Annotated in this window: 16 protein-coding genes and 1 tRNA gene; 9 read left to right on the forward strand and 8 right to left on the reverse strand. The window is 60.1% G+C overall.

From position 1 onward, the window contains the following. Nucleotides 1–43 precede the first annotated feature (43 nt). Nucleotides 44–2,707 carry a bifunctional acetaldehyde-CoA/alcohol dehydrogenase gene (gene adhE / locus ACB033_RS15355; RefSeq protein ID WP_139724053.1) on the reverse strand — a complete coding sequence of 888 codons (2,664 nt, stop codon included), beginning with the start codon at nucleotides 2,705–2,707 and terminating at the stop codon, nucleotides 44–46. 295 nt (nucleotides 2,708–3,002) lie between these two features. After that, a complete protein-coding gene (locus tag ACB033_RS15360) occupies nucleotides 3,003–3,635 on the reverse strand; it encodes a 2OG-Fe dioxygenase family protein (protein WP_026141248.1) in 633 nt (210 codons plus the stop codon). A gap of 269 nt (nucleotides 3,636–3,904) precedes the next feature. Between ACB033_RS15360 and ACB033_RS15365 the strand changes: the two genes are divergently transcribed. The 7 genes from ACB033_RS15365 to ACB033_RS15395 all read left to right on the forward strand — a co-directional run bounded on the left by ACB033_RS15365 (nucleotide 3,905) and on the right by ACB033_RS15395 (nucleotide 11,726). Then, nucleotides 3,905–4,540 carry a YchE family NAAT transporter gene (locus tag ACB033_RS15365; protein WP_005302204.1) on the forward strand — a complete coding sequence of 212 codons (636 nt, stop codon included), beginning with the start codon at nucleotides 3,905–3,907 and terminating at the stop codon, nucleotides 4,538–4,540. Between the two features lie 279 nt (nucleotides 4,541–4,819). Next, on the forward strand, nucleotides 4,820–6,439 hold the full coding sequence (locus tag ACB033_RS15370; RefSeq protein ID WP_017764221.1) for an ABC transporter substrate-binding protein: 1,620 nt from the start codon (nucleotides 4,820–4,822) through the stop codon (nucleotides 6,437–6,439). 97 nt (nucleotides 6,440–6,536) lie between these two features. Further along, nucleotides 6,537–7,457 (forward strand): oligopeptide ABC transporter permease OppB, encoded by a 921-nt coding sequence (gene oppB, locus ACB033_RS15375; protein WP_005302198.1) that lies wholly within the window; start codon nucleotides 6,537–6,539, stop codon nucleotides 7,455–7,457. A 14-nt stretch (nucleotides 7,458–7,471) separates the two neighbouring features. Then, on the forward strand, nucleotides 7,472–8,383 hold the full coding sequence (gene oppC, locus ACB033_RS15380) for an oligopeptide ABC transporter permease OppC (RefSeq protein ID WP_005302192.1): 912 nt from the start codon (nucleotides 7,472–7,474) through the stop codon (nucleotides 8,381–8,383). A gap of 119 nt (nucleotides 8,384–8,502) precedes the next feature. After that, nucleotides 8,503–9,483, forward strand: coding sequence for an ABC transporter ATP-binding protein (locus ACB033_RS15385; protein ID WP_005302188.1), 981 nt, complete (start codon nucleotides 8,503–8,505; stop codon nucleotides 9,481–9,483). Continuing rightward, complete coding sequence (gene oppF, locus ACB033_RS15390; protein ID WP_005302185.1) at nucleotides 9,484–10,479, forward strand: murein tripeptide/oligopeptide ABC transporter ATP binding protein OppF; 996 nt, start codon at nucleotides 9,484–9,486, stop codon at nucleotides 10,477–10,479. 302 nt (nucleotides 10,480–10,781) lie between these two features. After that, on the forward strand, nucleotides 10,782–11,726 hold the full coding sequence (locus ACB033_RS15395; RefSeq protein ID WP_017786763.1) for a TerC family protein: 945 nt from the start codon (nucleotides 10,782–10,784) through the stop codon (nucleotides 11,724–11,726). Nucleotides 11,727–11,795: 69 nt separating this feature from the next. On the opposite strand, the gene alr is transcribed toward ACB033_RS15395, so the two are convergent. Further along, a complete protein-coding gene (gene alr / locus ACB033_RS15400; RefSeq protein WP_005302179.1) occupies nucleotides 11,796–13,022 on the reverse strand; it encodes an alanine racemase in 1,227 nt (408 codons plus the stop codon). Between the two features lie 190 nt (nucleotides 13,023–13,212). Between alr and ACB033_RS15405 the strand changes: the two genes are divergently transcribed. Beyond that, nucleotides 13,213–13,659 carry an isoprenylcysteine carboxylmethyltransferase family protein gene (locus ACB033_RS15405; protein ID WP_139397785.1) on the forward strand — a complete coding sequence of 149 codons (447 nt, stop codon included), beginning with the start codon at nucleotides 13,213–13,215 and terminating at the stop codon, nucleotides 13,657–13,659. Between the two features lie 72 nt (nucleotides 13,660–13,731). Here the strand turns inward: ACB033_RS15405 and ACB033_RS15410 are convergent, their stop codons facing one another. From ACB033_RS15410 to ACB033_RS15425, 4 genes are all read right to left on the reverse strand, one after another. Then, nucleotides 13,732–14,991, reverse strand: a complete 1,260-nt coding sequence (locus ACB033_RS15410; RefSeq protein ID WP_162519785.1) for a dicarboxylate/amino acid:cation symporter — start codon at nucleotides 14,989–14,991, stop codon at nucleotides 13,732–13,734. Nucleotides 14,992–15,196: 205 nt separating this feature from the next. Beyond that, complete coding sequence (locus ACB033_RS15415) at nucleotides 15,197–15,673, reverse strand: hypothetical protein (protein WP_162519797.1); 477 nt, start codon at nucleotides 15,671–15,673, stop codon at nucleotides 15,197–15,199. Between the two features lie 138 nt (nucleotides 15,674–15,811). Continuing rightward, nucleotides 15,812–15,888 (reverse strand) — tRNA-Pro (locus ACB033_RS15420). A 234-nt stretch (nucleotides 15,889–16,122) separates the two neighbouring features. Continuing rightward, complete coding sequence (locus tag ACB033_RS15425; RefSeq protein ID WP_017782966.1) at nucleotides 16,123–17,466, reverse strand: dihydroorotase; 1,344 nt, start codon at nucleotides 17,464–17,466, stop codon at nucleotides 16,123–16,125. A gap of 79 nt (nucleotides 17,467–17,545) precedes the next feature. Between ACB033_RS15425 and ACB033_RS15430 the strand changes: the two genes are divergently transcribed. Then, nucleotides 17,546–18,430, forward strand: a complete 885-nt coding sequence (locus ACB033_RS15430) for a 6-carboxytetrahydropterin synthase (protein ID WP_054544684.1) — start codon at nucleotides 17,546–17,548, stop codon at nucleotides 18,428–18,430. A 76-nt stretch (nucleotides 18,431–18,506) separates the two neighbouring features. Here the strand turns inward: ACB033_RS15430 and ACB033_RS15435 are convergent, their stop codons facing one another. Next, entirely contained in the window at nucleotides 18,507–20,507 is a 2,001-nt protein-coding gene (locus tag ACB033_RS15435; RefSeq protein WP_240041730.1) for a methyl-accepting chemotaxis protein, read from the reverse strand. Between the last annotated feature and the right edge of the window lie 104 nt (nucleotides 20,508–20,611).

The raw sequence follows: 20,611 nt of genomic DNA on the forward strand, positions 1-20,611 counted from the left end.
AAAGCCCGCGCATGTGCGCGGGCTCTCGAGTCGACTCAGCTTATCAGGCTTTGGACTTCTTCTTGCCTTCTACTTTGGCATCAACCTTGGCGGAAACCTGGGCCTCTTCGGTGAACGGACGGCCGTAGTAGGTGTCCAGCAGGATGGCTTTCAGCTCGCTGATCAGCGGGTAGCGCGGGTTGGCGCCGGTGCACTGGTCATCGAAGGCTTCCACGGCCAGCTGGTCAACCTTGGCCAGGAAGTCGGCCTCGGCAACGCCGGCTTCACGGATGGAGGCCGGGATACCCAGGGTTGCCTTCAGCTCGTCCAGCCATACCAGCAGCTTCTCGATCTTAGCGGCGGTACGGTCACCGGCGGCGGTCAGACCCAGGTGGTCGGCCACTTCGGCGTAGCGACGACGAGCCTGCGGACGGTCGTACTGGGAGAACGCGGTCTGCTTGGTCGGGTTGTCGTTCGCGTTGTAGCGGATGACGTTGCTGATCAGCAGGGCGTTGGCCAGGCCGTGCGGGATGTGGAACTCGGCACCCAGCTTGTGAGCCATGGAGTGGCACACACCCAGGAAGGCGTTGGCGAACGCGATACCGGCGATGGTGGCCGCGTTGTGTACCTTCTCACGAGCGATCGGGTCGTTGGCACCGTTCAGGTAGCTGGAGGGCAGGTAGTCCTTCAGCAGTTTCAGGGCTTGCAGTGCCTGACCGTCGGAGTACTCGTTGGCCAGCACGGAAACATAGGCTTCCATGGCGTGGGTCACGGCGTCGATACCACCGAAGGCGCACAGGGACTTGGGCATGCCCATCACCAGGTTGGCGTCGACGATGGCCATGTTCGGGGTCAGCTCGTAGTCGGCCAGCGGGTATTTCACGCCGGTGGCATCGTCGGTCACGACCGCAAACGGGGTCACTTCAGAACCGGTACCGGACGTGGTTGTGATGCAGACCAGTTCGGCCTTCACGCCCATTTTCGGGAACTTGTAGATACGCTTGCGGATGTCCATGAAGCGCATGGCCAGATCTTCGAACGCGGTGTTCGGGTGCTCGTACATTACCCACATGATCTTGGCCGCATCCATCGGTGAACCACCGCCCAGGGCGACGATCACGTCCGGCTTGAAGGAGTTGGCCATTTCGGCACCCTTGCGCACCACGGACAGGGTCGGGTCGGCTTCGACTTCGTAGAACACTTCCACTTCCATCTTCAGGCCCTTGAGCAGACGAACCACTTCGTCGGCGTAGCCGTTGTTGAACAGGAAGCGGTCGGTCACGATCATGGCGCGTTTCTTGCCTTCCAGGTCGCCCAGGGCGATCGGCAGGGAGCCACGACGGAAGTAGATGGATTTCGGAAGTTTGTGCCACAGCATGTTTTCTGCCCGTTTTGCGACTGTCTTCTTGTTGATCAGGTGCTTGGGACCCACGTTCTCGGAGATGGAGTTGCCACCCCAGGAGCCGCAGCCCAGCGTCAGAGACGGTGCCATCGCGAAGTTGTACAGGTCACCGATACCACCCTGAGTGGTCGGGGTGTTGATCAGAATACGGGCAGTCTTCATCTTGTCGCCGAAGTACTTGATGCGGTCGGCGTTGCGATCCTGGTCGGTATAGAGACCGGAGGTGTGGCCGATACCACCCAGGTTGACCATGTCGCAGGCCATCTCGACGGCTTCTTCGAAGTTCTTGGCACGGAACAGACCCAGGGTCGGGGAGAGCTTCTCGTGAGCGAACTCTTCCTCTTCACAGATCTTCACGCCTTCACCGATCAGGATCTTGGTGTTGGCAGGCACGGTGACGCCAGACATTTCAGCGATCTTGACCGCAGGCTGACCCACGATGTTGGCGTTCATGGCGCCGTTGATCAGGATGACCTTGCGGACCTTGTCGGCTTCTTCCTTGGACAGCACATAACCATTGTGAGTGGCGAAACGCTCTTTCACCTGGTCGTAGACGGAGTCGACCACGATGGCGGCTTGCTCGGAGGCACAGACCACGCCGTTGTCGAAGGTCTTGGACATCAGGATGGAGGCGACGGCACGCTTCACATCGGCGGTTTCGTCGATGACGACCGGTACGTTACCGGCACCTACGCCGATGGCGGGTTTGCCGGAGGAGTAGGCGGCCTTCACCATGCCCGGGCCACCGGTGGCCAGGATCAGGTTGATGTCGTTGTGCTTCATCAGGGCGTTGGAGAGCTCAACAGAGGGTTGGTCAATCCAGCCGATGATGTCTTTCGGTGCACCGGCGGCAATGGCTGCATCCAGTACCAGCTTGGCAGCGGTATTGGTAGAGTTCTTGGCGCGGGGGTGCGGGGAGAAGATGATGGCGTTGCGGGTCTTCAGAGAGATCAGGGACTTGAAGATCGCGGTGGAGGTCGGGTTGGTGGTCGGTACGATACCGCAGATGATGCCTACCGGCTCGGCGATGGTGATGGTACCCATCTCGTCATCTTCGCTGAGGATGCCGCAGGTCTTCTCTTCTTTGTACTTGTTGTAGATGTATTCGGAGGCGAAGTGGTTCTTGATAACCTTGTCTTCGATGATACCCATACCGGACTCTTCCACGGCCATCTGGGCCAGGGGGATACGGGCGTTGTTGGCGGCCAGGGCGGCGGCACGGAAGATCTTGTCTACCTGCTCTTGCGAGAAGCTGGCGAATTCACGCTGCGCTTCTTTGACGCGGGCAACCAGTGCATCCAGTTCAGCCAAATTGGTTACTGCCATGTTTATCTCCTGATGATTTGAAAACTGTTTAGTAAGACCTTGGCAATGCCCGGCAATTATAGATGCCCTGTCAAGAACAGAATCACCACAACGGGGTATTTACATGCCTTACTAAATCGCTTTCTGAGTCGATTATAGAGCGGGGCTGACTCAGAAAAACTTGATCTGGATCATGTGTAACAAAAGAACAAAAGAAATTTTGTTTCACAATACATGTTTGCCAGATGTTGCGCAGTTGTTTAGTGAGCCAGAGGTGGGATGAATGGTGCGTGAACAGGGGCTCACGCGCCATTTTTCAAGCAGTTAGCACGATCACGTCCCAATGTCCCCGGACCGTGCCCAGGGGTAGAATGGGGGCGGCATTGTGATAGAAACGGCGATCATCCAGGATCAGATACTCACCGACGTTTAATTGTTGTTGGAAAAATGGTTGTTCTTTTAATCCATGATAGAGCTGCAAGGCGCCGCCGCTGACCCCTTCACTGCCGCAGAAGAAGACCCCGATGAAGTCAAAGCCATCCTGGTGCACCCCCTCCGGCGCGGGCGGGACGCTCTCTCCTTCGCCGGTGACGATGCGCATCTGGTGAATGCCGATGGCCTGACCGTCTTCCAGCCGGGTGTGGCGGGCGAACAGTTTCAGCAGCTGTATAAAGGAGGGATGAGCGACGAAGGCAGGCTCCAGCTCGGCATAGGTTCTGGGCACATCCCCCAGAAACTTGTTGATGGCGGCCGCCTGAAAGAAGACGCCGTTGTCGAGGGGCTGAAAGCGGGAGCCCTCCTTCTCTACCCGGCCGTAGCGGCGCTGGCGAAAGCTGCCCTGAATGTAGGGATCAACCGGCAGTCGCCCGAAGAAGCTAAGCAATGGGTTCAGGGTGCCTGCGGGCAGTGCATCCAGGTGCCACTGCAACTCGATGTCCGTATCAATCATCACGAAATCCTTGTTTGCTGAGATGAAATGTTGCGGCCAAACTCCATGGCCAGATAAAACTCGAAGCGATTTTATCAGAGTGTTAAATCGCGACAATCTTTATTAACAACTCAATCTGTCGAATTTTGTCGATGCATTAGAGGAACTAACTGAAAAGCCACGGAAAGGGTGAGATTATTTGATTGGTGAAGGTTTCGGGCATGATGTAAATTTACGCTCGGTTTATCGGGGTGGCCCACAGGGCCTCGTACTACTTCTGGATGGCGCCTATGGCAGCGATTGACGTCTCTTTATATCTGAAGTTTTTCATCGGTTTGTTTGCGATCATCAACCCGCTCGGCTTGCTGCCGGTGTTCGTCAGCCTGACCAGCCATCAGACGCCGGAAGAGCGGATGAAGACCAACACCACCGCCAACATTGCGGTGATGATCATCCTGCTGGTCTCCATGTCCATGGGGCAACTGATCCTGGACGGATTCGGCATCTCGCTGGCCTCCTTTCGCATCGCCGGCGGCTCGCTCATCACCCTGATCGCCTGGTCCATGCTGCAGGGCAAGCTGGGGGAGGTGAAGCACAACAAACAGGAGAAAGGGGAACTGGCCGCGCGGGAATCTGTCGCTGTGGTGCCGCTGGCGCTGCCGTTGATGGCGGGCCCCGGTGCCATCTCCTCTTCCATCGTCTACGCCAGCCAGAGCACCTGGTCCCAGATGCTGGGCATGTCGCTGGTGGTGATGGTGTTTGCCTTCTGCTCCTGGCTGATATTCCGCGCCGCCCCCCTGCTGTTCAAGGTGATGGGCAACACCGGCATCAACGTGGTGACCCGGATAATGGGTCTCATCATGATGTCGCTGGGCATCGAGATCATGGTGGCGGGGATCAAGGGGGTCTTCCCCGGATTGATGTGATTCAGGTCTGTTTTGTTGGAGCCGGTCCTTGTGACCGGCTTTTTATTGTTTCTTTTTTGTTGGTCATTTCCTAGAATCGAGCGGGTTTGTATAAAAAACGTCCATCATGGGATATTTAAATTCTGAATAATTGGTCAAAAGCTGCTTTTTTGACCATGAAGTCCAGTCCTGCCTGACGATATCTATTGCATTATCAGAAATGTCAGGGAATTATGCTGGCAGCGGGGTACTTATCTCGTTGATGGAAAAATGCATGGAATGTTCTTGTGGAGTATGGAAATGACTCATAAAAAAACAATGATTAATACCCTATTGGTGGCAGCTCTGTTTGGCGGTGTCAACGCGGCACAAGCCGCCGATGTGCCCGCAGGTACTAAGCTGGCTGAGGTTCAGCAGCTGGTGAAAGGCAACGGCTCCGAGCCCGCAACTCTCGACCCGCATAAAACCGAAGGAACGGTTGAATCCAATATTCTGCGTGACCTGTTCGAAGGTCTCGTCTCCTCCGGCCCCAAGGGTGAAGTGCTCCCCGCCATGGCCGAGTCCTGGGAAACCAAGGACAACAAACACTTCGTCTTCCACCTGCGTAAAAACGCCAAGTGGTCCAACGGTGATCCGGTCACTGCCCACGACTTCGAATATGCCTTCAAACGGGCCGTCGATCCGAAAACCGCCTCTCCCTACTCCTGGTATCTGGAGATCCCGACCATCGTCAACGCCTCCGACATCATTGCCGGCAAAAAGCCGTCAGATACGCTGGGCGTGAAGGCGGTGGACGACTACACCTTCGAGGTGCAGCTGGAGAAGGCGGTGCCTTACTTTGTCAGCATGCTCTCCCATACCACCACCTACCCGGTGCCGAAGAAGGTGATCGAGAAGTTCGGTGACAAGTGGACCCAGCCCGGCAACATGGTATCCAACGGCGCCTATGTGCTGAAGGATTGGGTGGTCAACGAGCGCGTCGACGTCGAGCGCAACAAAAACTACTGGAACGACGCCAAGACCGTCATCAACAAGGTGACCTATCTGCCGATCCAGTCCACCAACGCCGAGCTGAACCGTTACCTGGCTGGCGAAGTGGATCTCACCTACAACATGCCCATCGAGCGTTTCAAGCAGATGAAGAAGGATCTGCCGAACGAGGTGAAGGTGAGCGGCTACGTCGGTACCTACTACTACCAGTACAACTTCAAGAAGAAGCCGTTTGATGACGTGCGGGTGCGTACCGCGCTCTCCTATGCCATCGACCGCAACGTGATCGCCGACAAGGTGATGGGCAAGGGGGAAACTCCGGGCTACACCCTGGTCCCTGATTTCGTGGATGGCTTCAAGCCGGTGGCGCCGGCCTGGTCCAAGCTGACCCAGGCAGAGCGCGATGCCAAGGCGAAAGAGCTGCTGACCGAAGCCGGTTTCGGCCCGGGCAAGCCGCTCAAGTTCGAGCTGCTCTACAACACCGACGACAACCACAAGAAGGTGGCGGTTGCCGTGGCCTCCATGTGGAAGAAGCTGGGCGTGCAGGTAAGCCTGGTCAACCAGGAGTGGAAAACCTATCTGGAGACCAAGAAACAGGGTCAGTTTGACGTGGGCCGTGCCGGCTGGATCGCCGACTACAACGAAGCCTCCTCCATGCTGGATCTGATGCAGACCACCCACGGCAACAACGACGGCAAATACTCCAACCTGGCGTTCGACAAGCTGATGAACGAGTCGCGCAACCAGGTGGATGCCGAGGCGCGCAACAAGCTCTACGTCCAGGCTGAAGAGATCCTGGCCAAGGACATGCCGATTGCCCCCATCTATCAGTACGTGACTTCCCGTATGGTCAAGCCCTACGTGGGCGGCTATCCGGCCAACCCGCTGGACAACCTGTACAGCAAAGACATGTACATCATCGCCCACTGATTTTCGTTACAAGTCGCATAACAAGCAGGGCCCGCCAGACGGCGGGCCTTTATTACAACCGCGACCCTTTGGAAGCAGTACAGGACAGGAATTGTCTATGTTGAAATTCATTTTTAAACGTCTACTGGAAGCGATCCCGACTCTGCTGGTCTTGATCACCGTCTCCTTCTTCATGATGCGTTTCGCGCCGGGTAACCCCTTCAGCAGCGAACGTACCCTGCCACCCGAAGTGATGGCCAACATCGAAGCCAAATATGGCCTCGACAAGCCGATCGGGGTGCAATATCTCACCTATCTGGGCAACCTGGTGCAGGGGGATCTCGGTCCTTCCTTCAAGTACAAGGACTTCACCGTCAATGATCTGGTGAGCCAGGCACTGCCGGTTTCCGCCAAGATAGGCTCCTTCGCCTTTCTGTTTGCGGTGACGCTGGGGGTCACCTTCGGCACCATTGCCGCCCTCAAACAGAATACCGTCATCGACTACCTGTTGATGTCGTCGGCCATGGCCGGGGTGGTGATCCCGGGCTTTGTGCTGGCGCCCCTGCTGGTGCTGTTCTTCAGTATCCATCTGGGCTGGTTCCCGGCCGGTGGCTGGCAGGGTGGTGGAGTGCAGTTCATGGTGCTGCCGGTGTTCGGCATGATGATGTATTACATCTCCGCCATCTCGCGGATCATGCGGGGCAGCATGATCGAGACAATGAACTCCAACTTCATCCGTACCGCCCGCGCCAAGGGACTGCCGCTGCGCCACATCATCCTGAAACACGCGCTGCGCCCGGCCATGCTGCCGGTGGTCTCCTACCTGGGCCCGGCCTTCGTCGGCATCATCACGGGTTCCGTGGTGATCGAGACCATCTTCGGTCTGCCGGGGATTGGCCAGCTGTTCGTCAACGGTGCTCTCAACCGTGATTACTCCATGGTGCTCGGTCTGACCATTCTGGTCGGTGCCCTCACCATCACCTTTAACGCCGTGGTCGATATTCTCTATGCCTTTATCGATCCCAAGATCCGTTACTAAGCCGGGAGTACATCATGGTTGTCACAACTGAAAAACGCGAAGCCATCGAGGCGTTCGCCCAGAAAGTGGAAGTGGTGGAAGGACGCTCCCTGTGGAAGGATGCCCGTCGCCGTTTCCTGCGCAACAAGGCGGCCCTGACCAGCCTTATCATTCTCTCCATCATCGGCCTGGCGGTAATAGTGGGGCCCCATCTGTCCCAGTACACCTTCGACGATCCTGACTGGGGCGCCATGCAGACCGGCCCCGACATGGAGACCGGCCACTGGTTCGGCACCGACAGCCTGGGGCGCGATCTGTTCGTGCGCACCCTGCTTGGCGGGCGCATCTCGCTGATGGTCGGCATCATGGGGGCCATGGTGGCCGTCATCATCGGCACCCTGTATGGCGCGGCATCCGGTTTCATCGGCGGTCGGGTCGACAGCCTGATGATGCGGGTACTGGAGATCCTCAACGCCTTCCCCTTCATGTTCTTCGTGATCATGCTGGTGACCTTCTTCGGCCGCAACCTGGCGCTCATCTTCATCGCCATTGGTGCGGTGAGCTGGCTCGACATGGCGCGGATCGTCCGTGGTCAGACCCTGAGCCTCAAGAGCAAGGAGTTCATCGAGGCGGCCCATGTCTGCGGCGTCTCCAAGTGGAAGATCATCACCCGTCACATCGTGCCCAACGTGCTGGGAATAGTGGCGGTCTACGCCACCCTGCTGGTGCCGGGCATGATCATGTTCGAATCCTTCCTGAGCTTCCTGGGGCTGGGGGTGCAAGAGCCCATGACCAGCTGGGGCGCCCTGCTGGATGAAGGCTCCAAGTCGATGGAAGTGGCCATCTGGCAACTCCTGTTCCCCGCCGGTTTCATGGTGGTGACCCTGTTTTGCTTCAACTTCCTCGGGGATGGTCTGCGTGACGCCCTCGATCCGAAGGATCGCTGATAAAGCGGCGGAAAGAGCGTTGGAACAACGCGCCGAAGGGCCGCACAGTGCGGCTCAATCGGGCGGACAGCGCATCGGATCGACAGGAAAACGTCACGAAAGATCGATAAGGAGTTTTTATGAAGTTACTGGATGTAAAAGATCTGCGGGTCGAGTTCAAGACCCCGGACGGCAATGTGGTGGCGGTCAACGACCTCAACTTCTCTCTCTCTGCCGGCGAGACCCTGGGCATCGTCGGGGAGTCCGGTTCGGGCAAGTCCCAGACCGCGTTCGCCATCATGGGGCTGCTAGCCAAGAACGGCATCATCACAGGGTCTGCCAAGTTTCAGGGCGACGAGATCCTCAATCTGCCGGAGCACAAGCTCAACAAGATCCGCTCCGAGAAGATCGCCATGATCTTCCAGGACCCCATGACCTCGCTCAACCCCTACATGAAGGTGAAGGATCAGCTGATGGAAGTGCTGATGCTGCACAAGGGGGTCAGCAAGGCCGAGGCGTTCGAGGAGTCGGTGCGCATGCTGGATGCGGTGAAGATCCCCGAGGCGCGCAAGCGGATGGGGATGTATCCGCACGAGTTCTCCGGCGGCATGCGCCAGCGGGTGATGATCGCCATGGCGCTGTTGTGCCGGCCGCAACTGCTCATCGCCGATGAACCGACCACGGCGCTGGACGTGACGGTACAGGCCCAGATCATGACCCTGATGAACGAGCTCAAGCGCGAGTTCAACACCGCCATCATCATGATCACCCATGACCTTGGCGTGGTGGCCGGCATCTGCGACAAGGTGCTGGTGATGTACGCCGGCCGTACCATGGAGTACGGCAAGGTCAACGACATCTTCTATCGCCCGAGCCACCCCTATACCGAAGGCTTGCTGCGCGCCATTCCCCGCCTCGATACCGAAGGGGAAGTGCTGCCCACCATCCCGGGCAATCCGCCCAACCTGCTGCGTCTGCCCACCGGTTGCCCCTTCCAGGAGCGCTGCCACCGGGTGAGCGAGATTTGCGGCCGGCAATCCCCAGTTCTGACGCCGTTCAATGACGGGCGGGAGCGGGCCTGCCACTGGGTATCGGATGCCATCATCAAGGGAGTGAACTAAATGGGGACTGACAAGAAACTGCTGCTGGAAGTGTCTGACCTCAAGGTCCACTTCAGCATCAAGAGTGACAAGGCCTGGCCCTGGGCCAAACCCTCCGCCCTGAAGGCGGTGGACGGGGTGACCCTGCGCCTCTACGAGGGGGAGACCCTGGGCGTGGTGGGGGAGTCGGGTTGCGGCAAGTCCACCTTCGCTCGGGCGCTGATCGGCCTGGTGCCGGCCACCGACGGCAAGGTGGTGTGGCTTGGCAACGATCTGACCAAGCTCGACCAGAAGGCGCTGCGCGAGAAGCGTAAAGAGATCCAGATGATCTTCCAGGATCCGCTGGCCTCCCTCAACCCGCGCATGACCATAGGCGACATCATCGCCGAGCCCCTCATCACTTTCTACCCGGCCCTGCCAAAGGAGGAGGTGAAGGAGAAGGTGCGCGCCATGATGAGCAAGGTGGGGCTCTTGCCCAACCTGGTCAACCGCTACCCCCACGAGTTCTCCGGTGGTCAGTGCCAGCGCATCGGCATCGCCCGGGCGCTGATCCTCGAGCCCAAGATGATCATCTGTGACGAGCCGGTGTCGGCGCTGGATGTGTCGATCCAGGCCCAGGTGGTGAACCTGCTCAAGTCCATCCAGAAGGAGATGGGGCTGTCGCTCATCTTCATCGCCCACGACCTGTCGGTGGTCAAGCACATCTCGGATCGGGTGCTGGTGATGTATCTGGGCAATGCGGTGGAGCTGGGGACCGGCAAGGAGATCTTCGCCAATCCCTTGCACCCCTATACCAAGGCGCTGATGTCGGCGGTGCCCATTCCGGATCCGGATCTGGAGCGCAGCAAGACCATCCAGATCCTGGAAGGGGAGCTGCCATCGCCGATGAATCCGCCCTCAGGCTGCGTGTTTCGTACCCGCTGCCCGGTGGCAGGCCCGGAGTGCGCCAAGACCCGGCCTCAGCTTGAGGGCAACTTTGACCATGCGGTCTCTTGCCTCAAGGCCGATCCGCTCTGATGGATGAGTCGCAACGAAAAAACGGGGCGCCCAGGTGGCGCCCCATTTTTTTGCGAGGGAGATGAAGATGCCCCTTGGCGTTATCTTTTTCCGCTGTTACTATCCGCGCAACAAGGGGAGTAACTTCTCGCCGGTTTGTCGTCATTACGGTGCACCCATATCCTGCAGTGCACCCGGCAGCCGGGCAGTTGACGCAAGTCGGCTGTAAGTGAGACCTTGCCGAGAGGCAAGGTGTATCTGCTCTAGACGCGAACCCACTGCCTCCCGGCCGTGGGTTTTGTCGTTTTTGGGAGAAGTGAAAAATGGGTGAATGGTGGATGTGGGCCGGTTTCTTCAGCATAGTGCTGGTCCTGCTGTGGATTGATATCCGCTTTGTCGGCGGTGGCAAGGCGCACAAGGTGTCGCTGAAAGAGGCAGGCATCTGGTCCCTCATCTGGATCAGCGTGGCGCTCTTGTTCAACCTGGCCATCTGGTTCTGGCTGGATCACAGTGCCGGGCGCGAGATTGCCAACCAGAAGGGGCTGGAGTTCCTCACCGGCTACCTCATCGAGAAGGCACTGGCGGTGGACAACGTCTTCGTCTGGCTGATGCTGTTCGGCTACTTTGCCATTCCGGCCGAGCTGCAGCGCCGGGTACTGTTGTACGGGGTTCTGGGTGCCATCGTGATGCGGGCCGGCATGGTGTTCGCCGGCAGCTGGCTCATCGAGCAGTTCCACTGGATCCTCTACCTGTTCGGCGCCTTCCTGCTGCTGACCGGGGTCAAGATGCTGTGGGCGGCCGACAAGGAGCCAGATCTGGCCAACAACCCGCTGCTGGGCTGGATGCGCCGCCGCTTCAAGGTGACCGAGACCCTGGAGGGGGAGAACTTCTTCGTCTGGCGCGATGGGGTGCGCTACGCCACGCCGCTGCTGCTTATCTTGGTGCTGGTGGAGGTGAGCGATCTCATCTTCGCGGTGGACAGCATCCCGGCCATCTTCGCGGTGACCACGGATCCCTTCATCGTGCTGACCTCCAACATCTTCGCCATCATGGGTCTGCGTGCCATGTACTTCCTGCTGGCCGGCGTGGCCGAGCGCTTCGCCCTGCTCAAATACGGCCTGGCGTTGATCCTGATGTTCATCGGGGTCAAGATGCTGCTGCTGGATGTGTTCAAGATCCCGACCGGAATTGCATTGGGTGTGGTTGCGCTGATCCTGCTGGCCTCCATGGGGTTGAGCCTCTGGGTGACCCGCAAGAAAGCCGCTTGAACGCGGCAGACTATAAAGCACTGACAACAAGGGCTCCCGCGGGAGCCCTTTTTTATGGCAAAGAGTGGCTTAGCGCTTGATCTTCTTGGGGTTGGTGTAGCCCCAGATGGTGTACATGTCCGCCAGCAGGGCGCCGTTGTACTCTTCCAGATCCGCCTGTTTCACCTCGGCCTCACCCTGGCGGCCAAACAGCACCACCTCGTCACCGGGTTTGACCCCTTTGAGATCGGTCACGTCCACCATGATGGTGTTCATGGAGGTCTTGCCCACCACCGGCACCTTCTGGCCCTGGATCAGCACATAGGCCTTGTTGCTCAGCGCCCGGCGATAGCCGTCGGAGTAGCCAAGCGGCAGGTTGGCGAGCCAGGAGTCGCGCTTGAGGGTGAAGGTGCGGTCATAACCGACGGTGTTGCCGGCCGGGTAGTGGTTGACGGAGGCAACCTGGGTCTTGAAGGCCATCACCCGCTTGTACTCGGTGTAGGAGGGGATGGAGTCACCGTACAGCAGGCCGCCCGGGCGCACCATGTCGAAGTAGGCGTCCGGCACTTCCAGGGTGGCGAAGGAGTTGGCGGCGTGGATGGTGATCTTGCTGCGATCCAGCTTGCCCGCTTCCAGCAGCCACTGGGAGTCCAGCTTGAACTGGGCCAGACCCATCTTGACGTCCTCTTTCTCCTCCACCGGGAAGTGGGTCATGATGCCGACCGGGGTGATCCCCTTGAGCTTGAGCATGGCCAGCGCGTCTTCCTTGGAATCAGCCAGACGCAGATCGATGCCGTTGCGGCTCATGCCGGCGGAGTTGAGCGCGATGTGCACCGGGATATTGGTGTGGTGGCGCTGGGCGATGTCGGCGATGCCCTGGGCACTCACCAGGCTGCCAACCAGCTCCTCCATTTTGTAGGGCAGGGCCTGCTCAACCTCATCCGGGGTGGCGGCACGCACCCGCATCAGGCGGCCGGTGAAGCCCTTCTCGCGGGCCACACGGGCCTCTTCGTTACTGGCGATCCCGATGCAGGGGATGCCCGCCTTGACCACCGAGGGGACCAGCAGGTCGATGCCGTGGCCGTAGGCGTCCGCCTTCATGATGGCGCAGATCTTCGGCCCCTTGTCGCCGAGGCGATCCTTGAGGGTCTGGATGTTGTGCTCGAAGGCGCCAAGATCAACTTCCAGCCAGGCATTGCTGGCGGTCTGCACTTCGCCGTTGCGGTGATCGCTGGCGAGCGGCAGATAGGGGGCTGCGACGGCCTGACCGGCCAGCAGGCCCAGGATCAGGGTGGCCAGCAGTGTCTTCTTGTGCATGGGGTGGTTCCTTTCTTTATTGTTTGGGTTGAGGCGCATGACGGTCAGTGGGTGACCGTTTTCATGCAGATGGGATAAAGTGTAGCCAAGGCATTGTTATCGTTATGAACTTTGTCAATTTTCCACGGCGCTTTCCCGCCGGGGAGTGTAACGCAAGGTGCCGATCGTGGCACCTTCCGGGAGCCAATAGATGATGAGTCTTGAGTGTCGGGTACCACCGTTGCTGCTGTTTGGCCTGATCGTGGCGGCCATGCTTGGATGGGGCGCGGGTGACGTGAACGGTGGCTGGCCGCTACCGGCCCTGTTGCTGGTCATGCTCGGCAGCCTGTTCGGGCTGGGAGGCGTGCTGCGCTTTCGCCGCCAAGGCACCACGGTGACGCCGCTGCACCCGGCGCAGGCCAGTGCGTTGGTCACCGGGGGGATCTATCGTGTCAGCCGCAACCCCATGTACTTGGGGCTGCTCTGCTGGACCATGGCGCTGGCCTGTTATCTGGGTGGGCTGCTGGTGTGGCTCGGTCCGCTGCTGCTGTGGGGCTGGCTCAGTCGCTGGCAGATAGTGCCGGAGGAGCGGGCGCTGCAGGAGCGCTTTGGCGAGGCCTATGCCGATTACTGCCGGCGGGTGCGGCGCTGGTGCTAGGGAGCGTGCTGTTGCCATGAGGCATAAGAAAACGGCCCGCAGATGCGGGCCGTTTTGATGGGATGGCGGGGATCACGCCTTGGCGGTATCCACCTCGCCGAGCGGTGCGGTTTCCCCCAGGCTGTCTTCGCTCTTGGCCACCACGCTGGCGGCGATGGCATTGCCCAGCACGTTGGTGGCGGAGCGACCCATGTCGAGGAAGTGGTCGATGCCGAGCAGCAGCAAGATGCCCGCTTCCGGGATCTGGAACTGGTTGAGGGTGGCGGCAATCACCACCAGAGAGGCGCGCGGTACGCCGGCCATCCCCTTGGAGGTGACCATCAGCAGCAGCAGCATGGTGATCTGCTGGGCCATGGAGAGCTCGATGCCGTAGGCCTGGGCGATGAACATCACCGCGAAGGTGCAGTACATCATGGAGCCGTCCAGGTTGAAGGAGTAGCCCATGGGCAGCACGAAGCTGGCGATGCGCTTGTCACAACCGAACTTCTCAAGCCGGTCCAGGGTCTTGGGATAGGCAGCCTCGGAGCTGGCGGTGGAGAAGGCCAGCAGGATGGGCTCGCGGATCAGGGCCAGCAAGGTCAGCATGCGGCGGCGGATGAACAGGCTGCCCATGGCGATCAGCAGCAGCCAGAGGCAGCCCAGTGCTAGGTAGAACTGGGCCATGAAGGTGCCGTAGGTGGCGAGGATGCCGAGCCCTTCCTTGGCGACCATGGCGGCGATGGCGCCAAATACCGCGAACGGCGCGAAGTTCATCACGTAGCCGGTCACCTTGAGCATGATCTCGGCGCCGCTGGCCATCATCATCACCACTGGCTTGGCGGCGTCCCCCAGGGCGGCGGCGGCCAGCCCGAAGAAGAGGGAGAACACCACGATCTGCAGGATCTCGTTGGTGGCCATCGCCTCGACCACGCTTTTCGGGATGGCGTGGGTGACGAAGTCCTTGAGGGAGATGGCAGTGGCGACCACGCCGGAGCTGGCGGTGTCATCGGGCAGGGAGAGGGAGAGCCCCACCCCAGGCTGCATCAGGTGAACCATCACCAGTCCCAGGGTCAGTGACAGCAGGGAGGCGAGCATGAACCAGCCGAGGGTCTTGACGCCGATGCGGCCCACGGTGCGGGTGTCGCCCATCTTGGCGATACCGACCACCAGGGTGGTGAACACCAGGGGAGCGATGATCATCTTGATCAGACGCAGGAAGATGTCGGTCAGCAGGGTGATGTCGCTGGCAAAGCCGGCGGCCTGGTCAGGAGCAAACATCCGATAGCCCTGACCGGTAAGGATGCCAACCAGCATTGCGATGAGGATGGCAGCCGTCAATTTGTTCATTTTCATGGGGTGGGTCCCAGTTTTGATGAGTGCAGAGCATTTCAAGTGGCAAGGGCGCCACTTCAGTCCGTTTTTGTGATCCGAGCCGTAGATTCCTGACAGCCGGTGTGCTGGCAGCATGCCTAATCCGGGGGGGTAAATCCAGCGCCTTGTAGCAGAATTTTATCTTGCTATTAGGTGTATGTGATATGAATCTTGCAATTTGCCTATATTAATCGCTGTTTATTTTGATGTTGGCAAGATAATCAGCTTTCAGGCTTTGGTCGTTTCTTGCCCGTTTGGCGAGGGTGAAGACCAGCAGCGCCGAGATGCGATGCTCCACGATGCACTGATCCAGAAAGGGGTCCGGTTCGTCATCATCGAACCCGAACAGGGGGCGGCTCGGGGTCACCCTGACCGCATCCCGCTGCAGGGTCAATTCATTGACCTCAAGCCACTGATAACCTTCGGCTTGCGCCACTTCACCCGCCCGTTTTAGCACGTACTTGCGGGCGGTTTCCCGGCTCACCAGATCGTTGCCGACAAACTCCAGCTGCCACTTGTCCGGCCCGAGCCGGGTCTGGGAGAAGCCAGTCTGGCCGTTCCAGAACGAGGGCTTGCTGTGATAGGGGGTGGCACAGCCGAGCAGCAGGGCAGCGCAGAGGCAGGCCAGCAGCAGGACGGGCACAGAGGGACGGGGAGAGGGCATCTCGATCACCGGTTGGCAGCAGAGGGCTTCACTACAGCACAAAGCCATGGGGGGCACAATCGGTGGGCCGCTTCCTGCGGTGGCGCGCCTGAAAGAAAAAAGGCCTTGTCGTTTGACAAGGCCTTTCTCGGGGAATGATGGTCGGCGTGAGAGGATTTGAACCTCCGACCCCTGACACCCCATGACAGTGCGCTACCTGGCTGCGCTACACGCCGACGAAGTCAGTCTGAGCTGACGGGGGCTGAGTTTATGGAGATGGACCCGACCTGTCAACAAGGAAACCGCGGTGGCGGTGCGTTCGCCTGCTTTGCGAACAATCGGCGCTCAAAGTGCCGCCACTTGCCCAAAATCCGCTCATGACGGGGTTGAGAACCGCTTAAAGCAAGCAGGCCGCCCGGGTGGGCGGCCTGTGATGGTGCGGTGGTGACGGTGGCACCGATTGGGAGGGATCAGCGGTTGAAGGTGAGCCGCTTGCCCAGCACCTCGTTGGTGACCTGACCGTTTTGCCAGGCGATCTGGCCGTTGACCAGGGTCATCTCCACCGTGCTGTGGAAACGATAGCCGTTGAAGGGCGACCAGCCGCACAGGTAGAGCAGGTTGCTGTCGTTGACCACGTAGGGCTTGCCCAGATCCAGCAGCACCAGGTCGGCGAAGTAACCCTCGCGGATGTAGCCGCGATCCTGCACCTGGAAGCGCTCGGCTACCGCGTGGGAGGTTTTCTTGACGATGGTCTCCAGCGAGAATACCCCGTTGTGGTAGAGCTCCAGCAGGGCCAGCAGGGAGTGCTGCACCAGCGGTACGCCCGACGGCGCCTTGAAGTAGCTGTTCTGCTTCTCTTCCCAGGTGTGGGGGGCGTGGTCGGTGGCGATGATGTCGAGCACGTCATTGCGTACCGCATCCAGCAGGGCATGCTGGTCGGCGGCGCTCTTCACCGCCGGGTTGCACTTGATCTGGCTGCCCAGGGTGTCGTAGTCCGCCTCGTTGAAGAACAGATGGTGAACGCATACCTCGGCGGTGATGTTCTTGTCCTTGAGATCCTTCAGATCCGGGGTGGCGGTGAAGAGCGACAGCTCTTTCGCCGTGGTCAGGTGCAGCACGTGCAGCTTGGCGCCGTACTGCTTGGCCAGGGAGACCGCCAGGCTGGAGGATTTGTAGCAGGCGTCGGCGCTACGGATGCGGCCGTGCTCGCGCATCGGCACATCTTCGCCCCACTTGGCGCGGGCTTCGTCTTCCAGCACCTTGATGGTTGGGGTGTCCTCGCAGTGGGTGACGATCATCACCGGGCTCTCGCGGAAGATGGCGGCCAGGGTCTCCTGATTGTCCACCAGCATGTTGCCGGTAGAGGCACCCATGAAGATCTTGATGCCGCAGGACTGTTTCGGATCGAGCTTCTTGATCTCTTCCAGGTTGTCGTTGGTGGCGCCGAGGTAGAAGCTGTAGTTGGCAGCGGAGGAGTTGGCGGCTATCTGGTATTTGGCTTCGAGGGCATCGAGGGTGGTGGTCTGGGGATTGACGTTGGGCATTTCCATGAAGCTGGTGGTGCCACCGGCCACGGCGGCCCGGGATTCACTGGCGATGGTCCCCTTGTGGGTCAGCCCCGGCTCCCGGAAATGGACCTGATCATCGATCATTCCTGGGATGAGGTGACGGCCCGCGGCATCGATCACCACTGCATCGGGGGCACTGATATCCGGGGCGATGCGGGCGATCCGTTCCCCCTCGATCAGCACGTCGGAGGCATAGATGCGGCCTTCGTTGACCAGGGTGGCATTCTTGATAAGCAATTTGTTCATGGGGGGTTCCAGTTCCTTTGCCGATAATCGCGGGTCATAATAGCGCAAACCGCCCTTTCTCTGTAGCAAGGCCTGACTGATGAAGTTATTTGTAAAAGATTTGACCGTGATCGACTCCAGCTACCTGTGCGAACGCCGCGGTATGGTGGGGGAGAGCTGGCTGGTGGACATCGAAATGAGCGGCGAGCTCAACGAGATGAGCATGTTGCTGGACTTCGGCCGGGTCAAGAAACTGATCAAGTCGATCATCGACGACGAAGTGGATCACAAGCTGCTGGTGCCGACCGAGTGCCCCCTGGTGCAGGTGGCCCAGCTGGACGGTGACGAGAGCACCGTCGATCTGCTGAGGCCCGGTCGCTCCATCCACCTGCGCTGCCCGAGCCAGGGCTTCGCCTTCATTCCGGCGCCCCAGGTGGACAAGGAGTCCGTCACCCGCTATCTGCTGGCGGTGCTGGCCAAGCGGTTGCCGGGCAACATCAAGGACTTGTCGCTGACCCTGCGCCAGGAGGCCATCGACGGCGCCTTCTACCACTACAGCCACGGCCTCAAGAAGCACGACGGCAACTGCCAGCGCATCGCCCACGGCCACCGCTCTCCCATCGAGATCCACGTGGACGGCGAGCGCGACCAGGAGCTTGAGCTCAACTGGGCCGAGCGCTGGGCCGACATCTATCTTGGGACCGACGAGGATCGGGTGGCCCTCGGCGATCTTGCGTTGAGCGAGCAGGCCAAAGCCATCCTGCAAGAGGCTGGCGAACACTACGTCGGCTTCAAGTATGTGGCGCCGCAAGGACTGTTCCAGCTGGCCATGCCGGCGGCTGAGGTGGAGATGATCGACACCGACACCACCATAGAGCTGCTGGCCCACTACATCGCACGCGAGGTGAAGAAGAGCGTGGGCGACAAGTTCGTCAAGATCGTGGCCTATGAAGGGGTAGGCAAGGGCGCCATCGCCTACGCCTGATCCCGCGCCGCTTGCCAGTAAAAAAACAAGGCCCCGCATCTGCGGGGCCTTGTCGTTGCTGGGGCTGGCGTGGGCGTCAGGCGCTGAGCCTAAAGCGCTTGACCAGGCTCTCCTGCTGCTCGGCCAGCGAGTCGAGCTGCTGGCTGGTCTCGGCCACCCGCTCGATCCCCTGGTAGTTGAGATCCGAGATGTCGGAGATGCGGTTGAGGTTGGTGGCGATGTCGGCGCTGGTGGCCTGCTGCTGCTCGGCGGCGGAGGCGATCTGGCTCGACATGTCGCTGATGAGCACCACTATGCCCTGCACCTCCTCCATGGCGTTGTTGGCGTGGGAGCTCTGATCCATGCAGCTGTCCATCTCGCGGGAGCACTCCTGCATCACGGTGACCGCCTTGGCGACCCCCTGCTGCAGGTTCTCGATCATGGTCTGGATCTCGCTGGTGGACTGGGCGGTGCGCCCGGCCAGGCTGCGCACCTCGTCGGCCACCACCGCAAAGCCGCGCCCCTGCTCGCCGGCCCTGGCCGCTTCGATGGCGGCATTGAGGGCCAGCAGGTTGGTCTGCTCGGCAATGCCGCGAATGACGTCGAGGATGTTGCCGATCTGGCCGCTCATGGCACTTACGTCGCCAATCACCTTACCGGTCTGCTGCAGCTTGCCCGCCAGCTGATGGGTGGTGGTGATGTTGCCGGCCATCACCTTGCGGCCGGTCTCGGAGGCTTTCTCCACGTCCATCACCCGCTCTAGGGTCTGGTTGGCGGCCTGGGCCACCTCGCGCACCGAGGCCTCCATCTGGGTCATGGCGGCGGCGACCGAGGCGGTCTCTTGGCGCTGTTTCTCCAGATCCGCCCGCACCGATTCGGTGGTGTGGCGGTTGTCATGGGCGGCGTTGTTGAGCTGGTTGGAGGCCTGGGAGAGCTGGCTCAGCACCTCGCCCATCTGCTCGATCAGCAGGTTGACCTGGCTGCCGAGCCGGCCGAATTCGTTGTTGCTGCGAAAACCGATGCGCTGGGTCATGTCGCCCTGGGTCACCTCGGTCAGCACCCGCAGCAGCTCCTTGAGCGGACGGCGAATGGCCTTGCCGAGGGTGTAGGCCACCAGGATGGCGATGGTGATGGCGATGACCAGCGCCACCCCCTGGGTGAGGGTGCTCTGGGTCTGCACCTTGCCGGAGGCACGGATGCTGTTGTTCATCAGCTGCTGGCTCTGGGCGGTGATCTGCTCGAGCTTGCTCTGGATGTTGACGATGAGCTTGCCGGCCTGCTTGCTCTGCTCGCGCATCCGCTCTTGCTGCTGCATCAGCGCCAGGTACTGGGCCAGCACGCCGTCGCTGGCGGTGGTGTCGCGCACGAAGCCGTGCACGTAGTGGCCCATGTTGTTGTCGAACTCCTTGAGCTCCCCCTGCAGATCCTTGATGGTGCTGTTGAAGCCCTCGATCTGCATCTTGTTGCGCTTGAGCGCCGCCTCGATGGGGGCGGGGATGCTCTGGTTGAGGGCATCCATGGTGGAGAGTTCAATGGCGGAGAGCTTGGTGGTCAGGGTCTCGGAGAGCATCTTGATGAAGCTGTCGTCGATGGTGATCATCATGTCCCCCAGGTTCTTCTTGAACTGGGGCAGGCTGACCTGGAACTGGCCCTTGGCCTGGTTCACCTTGTAGAGCCGGCTGAGCAGGGCCTGGTGTTCGGTGGGCAGGGTCTCGGTCAACTGCAGGTAGTCCTTGACCAACTGGTTGAGCGCGCCGAGCTCACTCTGCAGCTCCGGGTGTTCCGCCGCCTGTTGGGCAAGGGTGGCGAGGGTCTTGTCGACCTGCGTCTTGGCCTGCTGCAGCTCGGCCACTTCGGCCGGGATCTGCTTGAGATCCTGCTCGGTCAGCACGTCGGTGAGCCACTTGTTGGCGCTGAGCAGGCTGATCTGGGTCTGGCTGCTGGCGATCACCAGCGGCATGGTCTGCCGGGTAACCTGATCCAGCGCCTGATTGAGCTCGCTCTGGCTGCGGAAGGTGAGTACCGAGGTGGCCGCCATCACGGCCACCAGGATGGCAAAGCCAAGATAGACCCTCTGCAAGATGGAGAGGTCTGACATTGTTTGTTTCATTATTGTCCCGCTGTATATGCAAAAGTCCCTTGCCTGAATACCCCGTCCATTTGATACCCTGCTACCACTGTGGGCGAGCAACGTCGGCAGAC

Origin of the sequence: Aeromonas sp. S15(2024) (assembly GCF_041402265.1) — a bacterium.
GTDB classification, from domain to species: domain Bacteria; phylum Pseudomonadota; class Gammaproteobacteria; order Enterobacterales; family Aeromonadaceae; genus Aeromonas; species Aeromonas dhakensis.

Coding starts and splice junctions, on each gene's coding strand:
- ACB033_RS15360 (WP_026141248.1), bottom strand. CDS start 3,635: ATGATTGATACGGACATCGAGTTGCAGTGGCACCTGGATGCACTGCCC.
- ACB033_RS15405 (WP_139397785.1), top strand. CDS start 13,213: ATGATGAGTCTTGAGTGTCGGGTACCACCGTTGCTGCTGTTTGGCCTG.
- ACB033_RS15415 (WP_162519797.1), bottom strand. CDS start 15,673: ATGCCCTCTCCCCGTCCCTCTGTGCCCGTCCTGCTGCTGGCCTGCCTC.
- alr (WP_005302179.1), bottom strand. CDS start 13,022: ATGCACAAGAAGACACTGCTGGCCACCCTGATCCTGGGCCTGCTGGCC.
- ACB033_RS15395 (WP_017786763.1), top strand. CDS start 10,782: ATGGGTGAATGGTGGATGTGGGCCGGTTTCTTCAGCATAGTGCTGGTC.
- ACB033_RS15370 (WP_017764221.1), top strand. CDS start 4,820: ATGACTCATAAAAAAACAATGATTAATACCCTATTGGTGGCAGCTCTG.
- oppC (WP_005302192.1), top strand. CDS start 7,472: ATGGTTGTCACAACTGAAAAACGCGAAGCCATCGAGGCGTTCGCCCAG.
- adhE (WP_139724053.1), bottom strand. CDS start 2,707: ATGGCAGTAACCAATTTGGCTGAACTGGATGCACTGGTTGCCCGCGTC.
- ACB033_RS15430 (WP_054544684.1), top strand. CDS start 17,546: ATGAAGTTATTTGTAAAAGATTTGACCGTGATCGACTCCAGCTACCTG.
- oppB (WP_005302198.1), top strand. CDS start 6,537: ATGTTGAAATTCATTTTTAAACGTCTACTGGAAGCGATCCCGACTCTG.
- ACB033_RS15435 (WP_240041730.1), bottom strand. CDS start 20,507: ATGTCAGACCTCTCCATCTTGCAGAGGGTCTATCTTGGCTTTGCCATC.
- ACB033_RS15385 (WP_005302188.1), top strand. CDS start 8,503: ATGAAGTTACTGGATGTAAAAGATCTGCGGGTCGAGTTCAAGACCCCG.
- ACB033_RS15410 (WP_162519785.1), bottom strand. CDS start 14,991: ATGAAAATGAACAAATTGACGGCTGCCATCCTCATCGCAATGCTGGTT.
- ACB033_RS15365 (WP_005302204.1), top strand. CDS start 3,905: ATGGCAGCGATTGACGTCTCTTTATATCTGAAGTTTTTCATCGGTTTG.
- ACB033_RS15425 (WP_017782966.1), bottom strand. CDS start 17,466: ATGAACAAATTGCTTATCAAGAATGCCACCCTGGTCAACGAAGGCCGC.
- oppF (WP_005302185.1), top strand. CDS start 9,484: ATGGGGACTGACAAGAAACTGCTGCTGGAAGTGTCTGACCTCAAGGTC.